Genomic DNA, 14,196 nt, shown 5'->3' with positions numbered 1-14,196 from the left:
CGGTTCACAGGGGACGTCGAAACCGCTCACCCGCCGATCGACTACCGTGCCTGTGTCGTCGATCACACCACACGATAGCTCAGTGCGGGCCGGTGGCGCCGTACTCGTGCTCCCCGGCGATCGGCTCGCCCTTCGCGAACCGGTCGAGGGTGTAGCGCCACAGGCCCGGCCGCCGTGGCCGCCCGTCCAGGATCCAGCGGGTCAGTTCGGCCCCGGTAGCCGGACCCTTGCCGAACCCCGAACCACTCCATCCCGCGGCGAGGAACAGCCCTTCGGGGCCCGCCGGGCCGAGCAGGGGGCGACCGTCCGGGGTGATGTCCAGTGCGCAGGTGCGGGCGAGCCGGAACGGGGCACCGGCCATGGCGGGGACGCGGGCGCCGAGCCGTCGGGCGCAGTCGAGCATGAAGGAGTGGTCGTGTTCGGCGCGGTTCTCCTCCGGACCGGCGAGCCATTCGCGTTCGGGTGCGTGCCGCCCGACGAGCGTGCACCGGTCGGCAGTGGGCCGCAGGTAGATATCGCCTGCCACATCGGTCATGGTCAGGTGCCCGGCGAGCGAATACGGCCGTTCGTAGAGCATGACCTGGATGCGCGCGCTCGCGATCGGCAGCTCGAGCCCGATCGTGGCGGCCAGCGCGGGAGACCAGGCTCCGGTGGCGAGCAGCACGGTGTCCGCGTGGTACTCGCCGGATTCGGTGCGCACACCATGGACCCGGGAGTCCCCGGCGAGCAGGCCGAACACCCGCTCGTGCCGTATCTCCGCGCCATGGCGTTCGGCTGCGCGCAGCAGGCTCGTGGTGGCGGCCATCGGTTCGGCGTAACCGCTGCGTTCCTCGTGGGCGACAAGGCTGATCCGCGCGGTGTCCACGGCCGGTTCGAGTTCGGCGAGCTGTTCCGGGCTGAGCAGTTCGGTCGGCCAGCCCAGTTGTGCGGCCAGCATCGTGGTGTTGGCGCGGACCGCGGGGGCATCGGCCTCGTCGGCGAGATAGGCGAACCCGGTCCTGGTGAATCCGCAACCGCCGCCGACGCGTTCGTCCCACCGTTCGTAGTACTCGCCGAGGCTTTCCACGGCCAGCTCCGCTTCGAGCGGCACCGCGTGATGGCCGCGCACGATCGCCCCGGACCGTGCGGTCTGGCCAGCGGTGCCGCCGCTCGGATCGAGCACCCGGACCCGGGTGCCACGTTCGGCGAGGTGGAATGCGGCGCTCGCCCCGCTGATGCCTGCCCCGATGATGAGGACTTCAGTCATGTGCGCGGACCCTCCTCGTGGTCGGTTTCTCGAGCATCTCGTGCAGTTCCCGGGTGGCGTACCCGCTGTGTACCGCCCAGTAGTAGGCGGCGAGCCCGAGTGCGGCGGCGACCAGGCTGTCGTAGGGGAACGGGATCGGGGGATGGGTCAGCTCGCCGTAGGCGCCGAACCGGGAGAGCAGGTACAGCACCACGAGCAGGGCCACGACCCAGGCCCCGGAACGCAGCTCGCGGCGCCCCGATTCGGTGCAGGCTCGCCGCATCGCGAGGGTGTAGAGCGCGAGTTCGGCGGCGCCGAGCAGCCAGAAACCCCAGAACGGCAGGCTTTGCGTGCCCAGCGGGCCGATCACCTGGGTGGCGATCCAGGTGAGCAGGAACACCCCGCCGATCACCCGCCCGCTGGTCCGCCCGATCCGGCCACTGCGCGGACCCTGGTACCAGGCGTAGATCGGCAGCGCGAGCAGCACGCTCGCCACCACGCCCTGCAGCACCGAATAGCCCGACCAGTACAGGATCATGCTCGCGGCGAGGAAACCGAGCGGGGAGAACACCGCGGCACCGCGCAGCAGGAAGGGGCGCTCGGCGTCCGGCGCGGTCCGGCGCATCACCTGCAGCTGTGGCGCCGCGGCGAGATAAGTGACCACCGCGGTGGAACTGGTGAACCCGATCAGCATGTACCAGCCGGGGAACGGGAGGAAGAACACGCAGCCGCCGACCAGGCAGGCGATCAGGCCGAGCGCGGGAACCCGGAACCGGTCGCTGATCCGGGCGAACACCCGCGGAACGCTGCCGTGCACCGCCATTCCGTAGAGCGTGCGTGCCGTATCGCCCATGTAGACCCAGCCGGTTCCCGCGGGGGAGATCGCCGCGTCCACGAGCAGGAACGCGCCGAACGCTCCGAGCAGCGCGATCCCGGACGCATTGAGCGCGGAGTACAACGGCTGGTCCGCCCAGTGCCCGCCCTTGAGCCCGGCCCAGTCACCGGAGCGCAGGCCCATGTCCGGCCAGTCGAGCGCTCCGATGAACGCCACCTGCAACAGCACGAAGATCACCGCGCAGATGGCCACCGAGCCGACCGTGGCCACCAGGATGTCGCGCTGTGGTTTCCTGCTCTCCCCGCCGAAGTTCACCCCCTCGCGGAAACCCTGGAACGCGAAGACGATCCCGGAGACCGCGATCGCGTTGAAGATCGCCCCGGAGCCACGCGGGGTGAACCCGCCGAACGCGGAGAAGTTCGACCCGTGGAAGGCGAAGAACAACAGGATGAAGGTCAGGATCGGCAGGATGAGTTTCCACCAGCCGATCCAGTGGTTGAACCGCCCGAAGAACCGGATGCCGAACACGTTCACCGCGAAGAAGATCAGCATCAGCAGCACCGCGCACAACCGTCCGGCCGTGGTGAGCGAGGCGCTGGATTCCCCGACCGTGGTCAGCTGGATCCCGGTCCAGGAGGCCACGTATCCGGCGGCGTACTGCACGACCGCGAGCGCCTCGGTGGACACCGTGGTGATCCCGCCGAGCAGCATCGACCAGCTGAGCACGAAACCGAGATAGCCACCGTGGGTGAGGTACGGGTAGCGGGCGATGCCCCCGCTGCGCGGCAGCATGGCACCGGTTTCGGCGTAGTTGAGCGCCATGAAGGTCACCAGGACGGCGGCGAGCACCCAGGAGATGATCACCGAGGGGCCGGCGACCGAACCGGCGGCCAGCACGGCGAACAGCCAGCCGGAGCCGATGATCGAACCGATCGAGATGAACAGGAGTTGCTGGGCGGAGAGGGTTTTCCGGAGTTTCGCGTCGCCGTCCTCGATCGGGCCGTGCGCTGCCATGTGACCTCCTCGTCACCTCGGCTGGGGAAACAGGGAAACCGGTTACCGCCCGAGCACCGCCAGCGCCCCGGCCTCGATCTCGGCCTCGGACAGCAGCACCTGCCCGGCGGCGGCACCGAGCGGGATGAACGAGTCCGCGCTGGTGACCCGCTTGACTGGGCCGCGGAATCCGTTGTCCACCAAGGTGGCGAGCACCGATTCGGAGATTCCGCCGCTGTGCCGGGTCTCATCGGCGAGCAACACGGCCCCGCCGGCCCGCGCCTGTTCGAGGATGTCGGTCACCGGGAGCGGGGCGAGCCAGCGCAGATCGAGCACCCGGGCCCGGATCCCAAGGGTTGCCAGCCTTTTCGCGACCCGCAGGGACATGAGCACCCCGTTGCCGCTGGTGATGATGGTCAGCTCGGTTCCGCTGCCGTACACCCGGCCGCGGTGGGGTGCGGCCGGGTCCAGCGGGCGCAGCCAGCCCTCATCGCCGGACTCGTGCAGATCGCGGGTGTGGTAAAGGGCGATCGGTTCCAGGAACACGCTCGCGGTGCCGTGCTCCCGTGCCGCGTGCGCGCAGGCGGGCAGCAGTTCGCGGGCATCCGTCGCGGTGGCCGGGGTGGCCACGAAGATGCCGGGAATATCGCGCAGCGCGGCAATGGAATTGTCGTTGTGGAAATGCCCGCCGAACCCCTTCTGGTAGGCGTATCCCGCGATGCGCACGACCATCGGATTGCCGTACTGGCCAGCGGAGAAGAACGGCAGGGTGGCGGCCTCGCCGCGCAACTGGTCGATCGCGTTGTGCAGATAGGCGAGGTATTGGACCTCGGGGACGGGAAGGAATCCGGCGAGCCCGGCACCGAGCGCCACTCCGAGGATGGACTGCTCATCGAGCAGAGTGTCGAAAACCCGGTCACCGAAGCGCTTGCGCAGTCCCTTGGTGACCCCGTACACGCCGCCCTTGCGCGCCACATCCTCGCCGAACACCAGGGTTTTCGGATCGGTGAGCAGTTCGGCGAGCGCGGCGTTGATGCCCTGGGCCAGGGTCGCCGGTTCGGCTTCGGGGCGTTCCGGCATCGGCGGTACCGTGGTGGCCAGCGGTGCGGTGATGGCCGCGCGGTCGGTGAGTTTCGGCTCGGCGGCCACCTCCTCGGCGACCGCGTCCACCTCGGCCTTGATCCGGTCATAACGTTCGAGCAGTTCCCCGGGCTTGGTCCCGGTTCCGGCGAGCAGTCGCGCGGTGGCCAGCAGCGGATCGCGTTCCAGATCGGCGCGGATGTCGGAGCCGGAGCGGTACCCTGCCTCTACATCGGAGCCCGCATGCCCGAACAACCGCACCGTGCTCAGGTGCAGCAGCGCGGGTTTCCCTCGGGAGCGCACATGGTCGGCCGCCTCCGCGGCCACCTCGGCGACACCTTCGGGATCGGTGCCGTCCGCGGCGAAATAGGGCAGCCGGTTCGCCAGCGAGTGCTCGATCCACCCGCGCGGGGTCCGCACGCTGATCCCGATTCCGTTGTCCTCGCAGACGAACAGCAGCGGAAGACGCAGCCCCGAGTAGGCGGTGTGCGCGCTCGCGTTGAGGGCGCCCTGCGCGGTGGAGTGGTTCGCCGAGGCGTCGCCGAAACTGCACACCACGATCTGCGAGCCACCGGCGCGGGCCGTGGCGAAGGCGAGGCCGACCGCGCGCGGCAGGTGCGAGGCGATGGTGGAGGTCTGCGGGATGATCGACAGTGCCGCGTTCCCGAAGACCTTGTGCCTGCCGCCGGATATCGGTTCCCGGGCGGAGGCGACGATCCCGCGCAGCACATCGCGCACCGGATCGGAGCCGGGAACCTGGGCGGCGCGGGCAAGATAGAAGCCACCGGAGCGATAGTGCAGCAGGGCCGGATCGCTCGGCCGCAGCGCGGCGGCCACGAGCGCGTTCGACTCGTGCCCCGCGGAGCCGATGGAGTAATAGCCGAGACCCTGTTTGCCGAGCCGCCGGGCGGTCAGGTCGAGTGCCCTGCTGGTGGCCTGCCAGCCGAAGAGGCGGTCCAGATCGAGCGCGGGCGGTGCCTCGGTCCCGGTGGGCAGGGCGGCGACCGCCGCGCGGAAGTACTCGTCGCTCACCGCTGTGAGCATGGTGGATCAGCGGCGCGCCCGCCAGTCCGCGCAGCTAGAGCATGTGTGGTGCTCAGGCCGACCGTTCCTGATCGCGCCAGGGCAGGCAGGCCTGGGCGAGGCAGTCGAGGGCGACGGTGAGCAGCGGGTTCGTGTTGTTCGGCCGGTAGAGCACGGAAACCCGGCGATAGCTGGAGACCCCGGTGATCCGGCTGATCCGCACCCCGTCCTCGCGCACCGCGAGCCGCGGCATGAGCGCGACCCCGAGGCCGCGGGCGACCAGCTGGTGGATCACGCGATAGTCGTTGCTGCGGAACCGGACCTGCGGGGTGAACCCGGCATCCGCGGCGAGGCGGTCGAGGGAACGCGCCGCCCCGGTGCCTTTCTTGGTGCAGATCCACGGCCGGTCCTTGAGTTCGGCGAGCTCACGCACCTCCGGCTCGGCCCCGGGCAGCGCGACCGCGAGGGGTTCGGCGAGCAATTCCTTGTGCCGCAAGGTGACCGGCCAGCTGCGCGGGGCCAGGTCGTAGCCGAACACCACCGCGCAGTCCACGTTGCCCTCGGTGACCAGTTCGAGAACCTCGTCCGGCTCGCCCTCCTCGAGGTGGACCTCCGCGCGGGGGCGCTGTGCGGCGATGGCGGCGAGCGCGGTCGGCACCACCGTGGTGTTGGCCGTGGAGAAGCAGGCCAGCCGCAGGGTGCCCGCGTCCCCGGAGACCATGGCCCTGATCTCGGTCTCCACCTCCTGCAGGGCGTCCAGCGCCTCCCCGCAGCGATTGGCGAGGGCGAGCGCGATCGAGGTCGGCCGGACGCTGTGCGCGGCGCGTTCGAACAACGGGGCGCCGACCGTGCGCTCGAGCACGCCGATCTGCTGGGAGATCGCGGATGGGGTGTAGCCGAGCGAGCGCGCGGCAACGGCGAAGGAGCCGGTCCGCACGCACTCTTGCAGTGTGCGCAGGTGAATCGGGTTCAGCACGGTGCACGACATTACGGGCACCCGGCGCGTTGCGGTAGGGCGTCTCCTCGAGCGGCGGAGCCGCTTGCCACCCGGCCGGCAGCTCGCACCCCCCGCACCGCCACTCGGGTCCGATCAGCCGGTGTCCGGGCGGATTCGGCCAGGGACCCCTTGAGCCGCATCGCTTCGCGTACCCGGCTCTTCGCGATCTGTAGCGCCGCCGTGTGGGTGGGTTCGCCGTACTCGGCAGTCGCACGCAGCACCCGTTCGGTGTTGGCCCGCATCTTCGCCGAGACGAGTGCGAACGCGGCCTCCCGGTCGGGGACGGGGGAGTAGCGTGCGCACCAGCGCGGCTGACGGCCTGGACTCAGCCCGCGGCGCGCACCAGGCCGAGGTACTTCTCCCAGTCCCAGTTCGGTCCGGGATCGGTGTGGTCGGTGCCCGGAACCGCGCTGTGCCCGATGATGTGCTCGTTGTCGACCGGGATGCCGTAGCGGCGGCACACCCAGGCGGTGAGCTTCGCTGATTCGCGGTACATCGCGTCGGTGAACCACTGCGGCTGGTCCACCCAGCCCTCGTGTTCGATGCCGATCGAGCGGGTGTTGTAGTCCCAGTTCCCCGCATGCCAGGCGATGTCGTGCTCGTGTACGCACTGCGCGATGTAGCCGTCCTCGGATCGGGTCACGTAGTGCGCGGCCGCGTTGTGGTTCGGATCGGCGAACTTCTTGAGTGTGTCCGCGAAGGTCTCCTGGGTGACGTGGATGATCACCAGGTTGATCGGATAGTCCTTGGGCCGGTTGGCGGCGGTGAAATTGTGCGCGAGCGACCAGTGCGCGTTCGGATAGTCCACCGTCTCGCGCACGGTGGCCGATGCGGTCGCGGACAGGGCGGAGAACCCGGCGACCGCGGCTATCCCGGCCCCGGCACGCAGCAGTCCACGACGGGAGACGTGTTCATTCATGTACCGGATGTAATGCGCCCGATACGGAAAAGTCAACGATTTCCGGGCGATTCCACCAGGTGTATCACCGCAGGAAAACCGGTGCGCATTTCGGTGCCCCGAATGGTGGAATACGGGCATGCGGAAAGACACGGACGAGACGGCGTTGCTGGACGCGATGGCGCTCAATCACGCCGAGCACGCCTGCCACGCGCACCGGTCCATTGCGGGCGCGCGGGTGCACGAGGACGGGGATGTGTTGATCGCGGACAGCGGACTGGACGACGACACCTTCAATTCGGTCACGCTCGCCCGGTTCGTGCCGGAGGAGGCCGATCGGCGCATCGCGCGGGTGCTCGATCGGCTGCGTGGCACCGGACGCCGGTTCGCCTGGTGGGTCGCCCCGACCGCGCGACCGCACGATCTGTCCGCGCGGCTGAGCGCCGTCGGGCTGCCCGCGGACGTACCGGAACCGGCGATGTGGCTTCGGGTGGACGAGCTCGTGGCCCCGCCGCGGCCGCGGGAGCTCGACATCCGGCTCGTGCACGATCACGCCGGGCTCGGCGGATTCGTCACCGTGCTCGAACAGAACTGGGATCCGCCCGCGGCCACGGTGCGCGAGTTCTTCGCGAAGGCGGAACCGTTCGTGCTCGCCCCGGACGGTCCGGTGCGCTATCTCGTCGGTCACCTCGATGCGGAACCGGTCTGCTCGGCGGAGGTGTTCGCGCACGCGGGCGTGGCCGGGATCTACAACGTGTGCACCCGCGCGGCGTACCGGCGGCGCGGGTTCGGGGCGGCGATCACGGCCGCGGCCGTGCGCACCGCAGCGGAACTCGGCGAGCAGATCGCGGTGCTGCAGGCCTCCGCCGAGGGAACCCCGGTGTACCGGCGGCTCGGATTCAGCACGGCGGAGCGGTTCGTCGAGCACGCCTTCACGGCCGGTTAGCCGGTTCGCGGTAGTTGCCCGACGAGCATCATCAGGGTCTCGGTCAGCTCCGTGATCGCGTTGCCTCGCGCCTTGCCGCGCAACCGGGCGAACCACAGCGGAGACTGTGCCATGGCCGCGTGCATGCACTGCAGGGTGGTGTCCACCCTGGTGACGATGAACTCGCCGTCACCGACACCCGCCTCGATCACCCGGCGGAACACCGCGTCGTGCCTGCCGCGCAGCTCCTTGATCCGGTCCGCCTGCGCGGTCGGCCAGGCTCGCGGGAAGAGGAAAAGCCGTAGTGCGGCGGGATAATCCCGTACCGCGATGGTGATGTGCTCGTGCAGCAGGGTGCGCAGCAGCCCGGCGTGCCCGCCCTCGTGCTGTTCGGCCAGCCGCTCGAGCCGGGCTGTCCACTCGTCGCCGAGGGTCTCGATCGCGGCGGTGGCCAGTTCCTCCTTGCTCGGGAAGTAGTAGTACAGCGAACCCTTGGTGACGTCCAGCCGTTCGGCGACGTCGTCCAGGCTGACCGCGTCGTAACCGTGTTCGCCGAACAGTTCCGCTGCGGTCTCCACGATCTCCTTGACCCGCTTGCCGCGTTTGCGCTGGATCCGTTCGGAACCGGGGGCGCGTTCGGTGAGTTCCTGCCGTGCCATGCCGTGAGGATACCCGGGTCATCTATTGACTCCAGAGTCAAATTTTGTCACTGTAGTCAGACCGGCGAGGATGCCGGGCCGAGGAGTGGTGCAGCGTGGACTTCGGATTCGGTGCCGAGGAGCTCGCCTATCAGCGCGAGCTGCGCAGGTTCGCCAGGGACAGCCTGGCCCCGCACTACCAGTCCAGCGATCGCGCGGCGCGAATGCGCCCGGAGCTGCCCAGCGAGATGGCGGCCATGGGGCTGACCGGGCTGCGTATCCCGGAGCGGTATGGCGGGCAGGAGGCCGGGGCGGTGATCGCCGGGATGGCCGCCGAGGAGATCGCCGCCGGTGACTTCAACGCGAGCTACCTGATCATCAACACCGCGCTGATCGCCGACATCCTGGTGCGCCACGCCGGTGCGCGCCAGCAGGCCGAGTGGTTGCCGCCGATCGCCGAGGGCACCGTGCTTCCCGCGCTGTGCGTGACCGAGCCGGGACATGGCAGCGATGCCGCGAGCCTGGAGCTGCGGGCCGTCCCGGAACCGGGCGGCTGGCGGTTGCACGGCGAGAAGACGTCCATCACCCTGGGCAGCTACGCCTCCACCGGGATCGTGCTCGCCAGGACCGGGGAATCGGGGGCACGTGGGGTGAGCGCCTTCTACGTGGACCTGGACGAGCGGTATGTGACACGCTCGGGTTTCGCGGACCTCGGCGGTCGGGCCATCGGGCGGGCCGCGCTGCACTTCGACGGGCTCCCGGTGACCGAGGACCGGCTGATCGGTGAACAGGGGCACGGATTCGCCTCGGTGATGCGCGGATTCGACTACTCCCGCGCCATCATCGGGCTCGCCTGCCTCGGCGCGGCACAGGCCTCGCTCACCGATACCGTGCACTGGGCGCGCCGGCGCGAGGCGTTCGGCGGGCCGATCGGGCGGTTCCAGGGCGTCGCCTTCCCGCTCGCCGAACACGCCACCTATCTGCGCGGCGCCCGGCATGTGTGCTATGAGGCGTTGTGGCGCAAGGATTCCGGGCTCGAGCACGGCAGCGAGGCTGCGATGGCGAAGTTCTGGGCGCCGAAACTGGCGACCGAGGTCATCCACCAGTGCCTGCTGACCTTCGGGCATCTGGCGTATTCCGAGGACTCCCCGCTCGGGCAGCGGCTCCGGGATGTGATCGGGCTGGAGATCGGTGACGGCACCGCGCAGGTGGCCAAGTTGGTGATCGCCAGGCAGCTGCTCGGCCGGGAATTCGCGCCGTAGCCGGGATTTCCGGGGTCGTCGAGAAAGGAGCGAGAATGCCGAGACTGTCGGACAAGGTCGCGATCGTGACCGGAGCGGGCCGGGGGATCGGGCTGGCCATCGCGGAGAAGTTCGCCGGGGAAGGAGCGCGGGTGGTCGCCGCCGACCTGGACGAGGCCTCGGCAACGGCGTGCGCCGCCGCGGTCGGCGGTCTCGGGATCCGCGCCGATGTCACCGATCCGGACTCGGTCGCCGCGCTGCTCGAGCGGGTGACCAGCGAACACGGCCGCATCGATGTACTGGTGAACAACGCGGGCTGGGACAAGGCCGGGCCGTTCGTGGAATCGGATCCGGCGGACTGGGAACGGGCGGTCCGGATCAACCTGTTCGGCGTGCTGAACACCTGCCATGCCGCGTTGCCGTTGATGATCGGGCAGAGGCACGGCACCGTGATCAACATCGGCTCGGACGCGGGCCGGGTCGGTTCCTCGGGTGAGGCGGTGTACTCCGCGGCCAAGGGCGGGATCATCGCGTTCACCAAGACCATCGCCAGGGAACTGGCCCGCTACGGGGTCACCGCCAACTGTGTCTCACCGGGCCCGACCGACACCGCTCTGTTCGACGCGGTGACCGAGGGAAACGAACGGCTGCGTGAGGCACTGACCAAGGCGATCCCGTTGCGCAGGCTCGCCGAACCTGCCGATCTGGCCAATGCGGTCGCGTTCCTCGCCTCCGCGGAGGCCGGATACATCACCGGTCAGACCGTGAGCGTCAGCGGCGGCCTGACCATGTGCTGAGGAGGAGTTCCGTGGATTTTTCCGCATACCAGCAGTTGCGGTTCGAGCGCAGGGCGAACGGCGTCCTGCTGATCACCCTGGACCGCCCGGAGAAGTACAACGCAGCCGATGAGGTCATGCACGGCGAGCTCGCCCGTGTGTGGACGGATGTCTCGCAGGACCCGGAGACCAGGGTCGCGGTGGTCACCGGAGCGGGCAAGGCGTTCTCCGCGGGCGGTGACCTGGCCATGGTGCAGCGGATGGCCGGGGACCACGCGCGGGTCTCGCACATGCTCGAAGAGATGAGTGCGCTGGTCTACACCATGGTCGACTGCACGAAGCCCATCGTCTCGGCCATCAACGGGGTCGCGGTGGGGGCGGGCACCGTGGTCGCGCTGCTCGCCGATATCGCGATCTGCGCCGAGGACGCGCGAATCGGCGACGGGCACGTGAAACTCGGTGTCGCCGCGGGGGATCACGCCGCGCTCATCTGGCCACTGCTCGCTGGAATGGCCAAGGCGCGCTACTACCTGCTGACCGGCGAGATGATCAGCGGGGCGGAGGCGGAACGGATCGGCATGGTCGCCAAGGCACTGCCACGCGAACAGGTGCTCCCCGAGGCGATTCGGGTCGCCGAAACCCTCGGAACCGGGGCACAGCAGGCCATCCGGTTCACCAAGCGCACCCTGAACAACTGGCTGCGCGCGCAAGGGCCGATCTTCGAACAGTCGGCAGCCTACGAGATGCTCGGTTTCCTCGGGCCCGACGTGCTCGAAGGTGCCGCGGCGCTGGAAGAGAAGCGTTCCCCCGAATTCCCCTCGGCGAAGTGATCGAGATGAGCGAATACGATCCGACGGAGTATCGGCGCTATTTCGAGAGCGAATGCACCTATCTGGCCGGATTCTGGCGCAACACGCACCGGTTCCCGGACAATCCCGCGATCATCGATCCGGAGACCGGGATGAACCTGAGCTACGCGGAGCTCGGCGAACAAGTGCGCCTGCTCGCGAGTGGGCTCGCCGAAGCGGGCGTGCGCCCTGGCGATGTGGTGGTCTATCAGCTGTACAACTCCTCCGCCTTCGCCCTGCTGTATCTGGCCACCCAGGCCTGCGGGGCGATCGGTTCCCCGGTCAATTTCCGGCTCGCCCCGGGGGAAACGGCTTCCGTGCTGGAGCAGAGCCGTCCCGCCGCATTCCTGTTCGACGCGGAACTCGCCGGGCAGGCACGGGCCGCGCTCGACCGCAGCGCGCACCGGCCCGGCCTGGTCGTCACCGTCGGCGAACCGGTCGCCCCGGGCAGCACCGCCTTCGGTGCGCTGTTCGCCGCGCGGGCGGGAACACTGCCCGGCACCGCCTCGGTGTACAGCGAGACCACCCGCCTTTACACATCCGGCACCACCGGGATGCCCAAGGGTGTTCCGCTGCCCAGCCTCGTGGAACTGTTCAGCGCGCACGACGTGATCATGCATTTCCCGCTCGGGCCCGCGGACCGGACGCTGAACATGACCCCGTGGTTCCACCGCGGCGGGCTCTACGCGGGCGGGCCGAATCCGGCCTTCTACACCGGGGCGAGCGTGCTGCCGATGCGTGCCTTCGATCCGGGTCGCTGCCTCGACCTGGTGGCCTCGGCCGGGCTGACCTTCCTGATCGGTGCGCCGACCAACCTGGCGATGCTCGCCGCCGCGCAGACCGAGCGGCCCCGCGATCTGTCCACCCTGCGCGGCGTGGTCACCATGGGCGCGCCCCTGGAACGCGAGGCCTGCCTGCACTACCAGGAGGTGCTCAGCGCGCGGGTGTTCAACGGATACGGGACCACCGAAGCGTTCTGGAACACCTTCCTGCGCCCCGAGGATCTTCCGGACCACGCGGGAAGCGCGGGCCGGGCGTGCACCGACGACGATGTCGCCGTGGTGCGGGTGCACCCGGATCGGTTCGCCGCGCCCGAAGAGCATGTGGCCAAGGACGGTCAGGAGGTCGGCGAGGTGATCGTGCGCTCCCCGAAATGCGGGTTCGCCTACGCCGGGGACCCTGGGCAACAGGCGGAGAAATTCCACGATGGCTGGCTCTACATCGGCGACCTGGCCACCTGGGACGAGCACGAGTACCTGACCATCGTGGGGCGCAAGGACGACATGATCGTCTCCGGCGGGGAGAACGTGCACCCGGTCCAGGTGGAGGAGGCGCTCAACGAGCATCCCGGGATCACCGACAGCCTCGTGATCGCCGTGCCCGATCCGAAATGGGGGCACCGCGTGGTCGCCTACATCGAGCGCGCGCGACCGGACTGCACCGCAGCCGAGTGCGACCGGCACTGCCGCGCGCACCCGATGCTCGCCGACTACAAACGTCCGCGCGCCTACCGGTTCGTGGATTCACTGCCGCGCACCGCGACCGGAAAGAAGATCCATTATCGGGCCCGGGAACAGGCCGAAACCGAGTACAGCCAAGGCCGTTTCGAAGACGTCGACTGAGCGGCAGCTTCCGCCGTTGACATGAAGCCGACTTCATCTTCCAGGATCGGATCCCCCCGACCGGTGAGCTGAAGGAGGCGCGATGGCGCGGGTACCGGATGAGCCCCAGCGAGACGTGGCGGCGAACGCGATCGCGGACTGGTTGCGTGGCGCGAAGGCCACCCAGCTGGCGAAGGTGTTCGCCGAACTCGGGATCGCCGAAGACATCGGAAATCGCACCGTGGCCCTCGGCGCACTTGCCGAGCAGTACCGGATGCGTCCAGAGCGGTTACTGCGCCTGCTGCGCGGATTCGTGGAGCTGAATCTGCTCGCCGAACCGGAACCGGAGCGGTTCACGCTGACCGCGACGGGTTCGCTGCTGCGCAAGGGCGCACCGGGCTCATGGCGCGAGATCGTGCTGCTGTCCGCCCACGAGGTCGCGCTGCGGTCCTGGGAACGGCTCGAGGCCGGAGTGCGCGGCGGGAAAGGCGGTTTCCACGAGGCCTACGGTGCTTCGATCTTCGAGTGCCTGCGCGGGGATGCGGAACTGGCCGCACTGTACGACGACGCCATGGGCCGGATGACCGCGTCGATCGCCCGGTGTGTGGCCGAAAACTACGAGTTCACCGGAGTCGGGACGGTGGCCGATATCGGCGGCGGGGACGGCACCCTGATCGCCACGATCCTGCGCCACCATCCCGGACTGCGCGGCATCGTGTTCGACCGGACCGAGGACGGGAAACGGTACGCCCCCGGCGCCACCTTCGTCACCGGGGACTTCTTCGCAGCCGTTCCCGGGGGAGCGGACCGGTACCTGCTCAAGTGGATCCTGCACGACTGGGCCGACGAGCAGGCGGTGGCGATCCTGTCCACGATCCGCGCGGCCATGCCGGAACATGCCCGCCTGCTGATCATCGAGCAGGTGCTCGCCGAACCAGGCGCGCCACGGGATCCCGAACTCACCGACCTGAACATGCTGATGCTCTACGGCGGCCGGGAACGCACCCGCGCCGAGTTCGAGGAGCTGTGCACCCGCGCCGGATTGCGCATCGAGCGGGCACTTCCGTTACCGGGCACCACCTGCGGCCTGCTCGAGGCTGTGCGGTAGGCACTCGG

The 14,196-nt window shown here is 69.3% G+C and carries 12 protein-coding genes; 6 read left to right on the top strand and 6 right to left on the bottom strand.

What is annotated here, in order from left to right:
- Window positions 1-79 precede the first annotated feature (79 nt).
- The 5 genes from A37U_RS0117690 to A37U_RS0117665 all read right to left on the bottom strand — a co-directional run bounded on the left by A37U_RS0117690 (window position 80) and on the right by A37U_RS0117665 (window position 7,072).
- Window positions 80-1,246, bottom strand: coding sequence for an NAD(P)/FAD-dependent oxidoreductase (locus tag A37U_RS0117690; protein WP_020497995.1), 1,167 nt, complete (start codon window positions 1,244-1,246; stop codon window positions 80-82).
- Window positions 1,239-3,074: an APC family permease gene (locus A37U_RS0117685; protein WP_020497994.1), complete on the bottom strand. Its 1,836-nt coding sequence runs from the start codon at window positions 3,072-3,074 to the stop codon at window positions 1,239-1,241. The genes A37U_RS0117690 and A37U_RS0117685 overlap by 8 nt, the downstream gene beginning before the upstream one ends.
- A gap of 42 nt (window positions 3,075-3,116) precedes the next feature.
- Entirely contained in the window at window positions 3,117-5,165 is a 2,049-nt protein-coding gene (locus A37U_RS0117680) for a thiamine pyrophosphate-dependent enzyme (protein ID WP_240437606.1), read from the bottom strand.
- A 64-nt stretch (window positions 5,166-5,229) separates the two neighbouring features.
- Window positions 5,230-6,132, bottom strand: a complete 903-nt coding sequence (locus A37U_RS0117675; RefSeq protein WP_026197317.1) for a LysR family transcriptional regulator — start codon at window positions 6,130-6,132, stop codon at window positions 5,230-5,232.
- 346 nt (window positions 6,133-6,478) lie between these two features.
- A complete protein-coding gene (locus A37U_RS0117665) occupies window positions 6,479-7,072 on the bottom strand; it encodes an N-acetylmuramoyl-L-alanine amidase (protein ID WP_020497991.1) in 594 nt (197 codons plus the stop codon).
- A gap of 118 nt (window positions 7,073-7,190) precedes the next feature.
- Between A37U_RS0117665 and A37U_RS0117660 the strand changes: the two genes are divergently transcribed.
- Window positions 7,191-7,997 (top strand): GNAT family N-acetyltransferase, encoded by an 807-nt coding sequence (locus A37U_RS0117660; protein ID WP_020497990.1) that lies wholly within the window; start codon window positions 7,191-7,193, stop codon window positions 7,995-7,997.
- On the opposite strand, the gene A37U_RS0117655 is transcribed toward A37U_RS0117660, so the two are convergent.
- On the bottom strand, window positions 7,994-8,635 hold the full coding sequence (locus tag A37U_RS0117655) for a TetR/AcrR family transcriptional regulator (RefSeq protein ID WP_020497989.1): 642 nt from the start codon (window positions 8,633-8,635) through the stop codon (window positions 7,994-7,996). The genes A37U_RS0117660 and A37U_RS0117655 overlap by 4 nt on opposite strands.
- Window positions 8,636-8,730: 95 nt before the next feature.
- Between A37U_RS0117655 and A37U_RS0117650 the strand changes: the two genes are divergently transcribed.
- The 5 genes from A37U_RS0117650 (at window position 8,731) to A37U_RS0117630 (ending at window position 14,188) form a co-directional block, all read left to right on the top strand.
- On the top strand, window positions 8,731-9,876 hold the full coding sequence (locus A37U_RS0117650) for an acyl-CoA dehydrogenase family protein (RefSeq protein ID WP_020497988.1): 1,146 nt from the start codon (window positions 8,731-8,733) through the stop codon (window positions 9,874-9,876).
- Window positions 9,877-9,911: 35 nt separating this feature from the next.
- Window positions 9,912-10,652, top strand: coding sequence for an SDR family NAD(P)-dependent oxidoreductase (locus A37U_RS0117645; protein WP_020497987.1), 741 nt, complete (start codon window positions 9,912-9,914; stop codon window positions 10,650-10,652).
- A gap of 11 nt (window positions 10,653-10,663) precedes the next feature.
- A complete protein-coding gene (locus A37U_RS0117640) occupies window positions 10,664-11,461 on the top strand; it encodes an enoyl-CoA hydratase/isomerase family protein (protein ID WP_020497986.1) in 798 nt (265 codons plus the stop codon).
- Between the two features lie 5 nt (window positions 11,462-11,466).
- Complete coding sequence (locus A37U_RS0117635) at window positions 11,467-13,101, top strand: class I adenylate-forming enzyme family protein (protein ID WP_040588082.1); 1,635 nt, start codon at window positions 11,467-11,469, stop codon at window positions 13,099-13,101.
- Between the two features lie 82 nt (window positions 13,102-13,183).
- Window positions 13,184-14,188, top strand: coding sequence for a methyltransferase (locus tag A37U_RS0117630; protein WP_020497984.1), 1,005 nt, complete (start codon window positions 13,184-13,186; stop codon window positions 14,186-14,188).
- Window positions 14,189-14,196 lie beyond the last annotated feature (8 nt).

This window comes from Sciscionella marina DSM 45152 (assembly GCF_000379465.1).
GTDB classification, from domain to species: domain Bacteria; phylum Actinomycetota; class Actinomycetes; order Mycobacteriales; family Pseudonocardiaceae; genus Sciscionella; species Sciscionella marina.
Note: the sequence above shows the minus strand (reverse complement) of the source record. Positions and strands in the feature narration are given on the sequence as shown.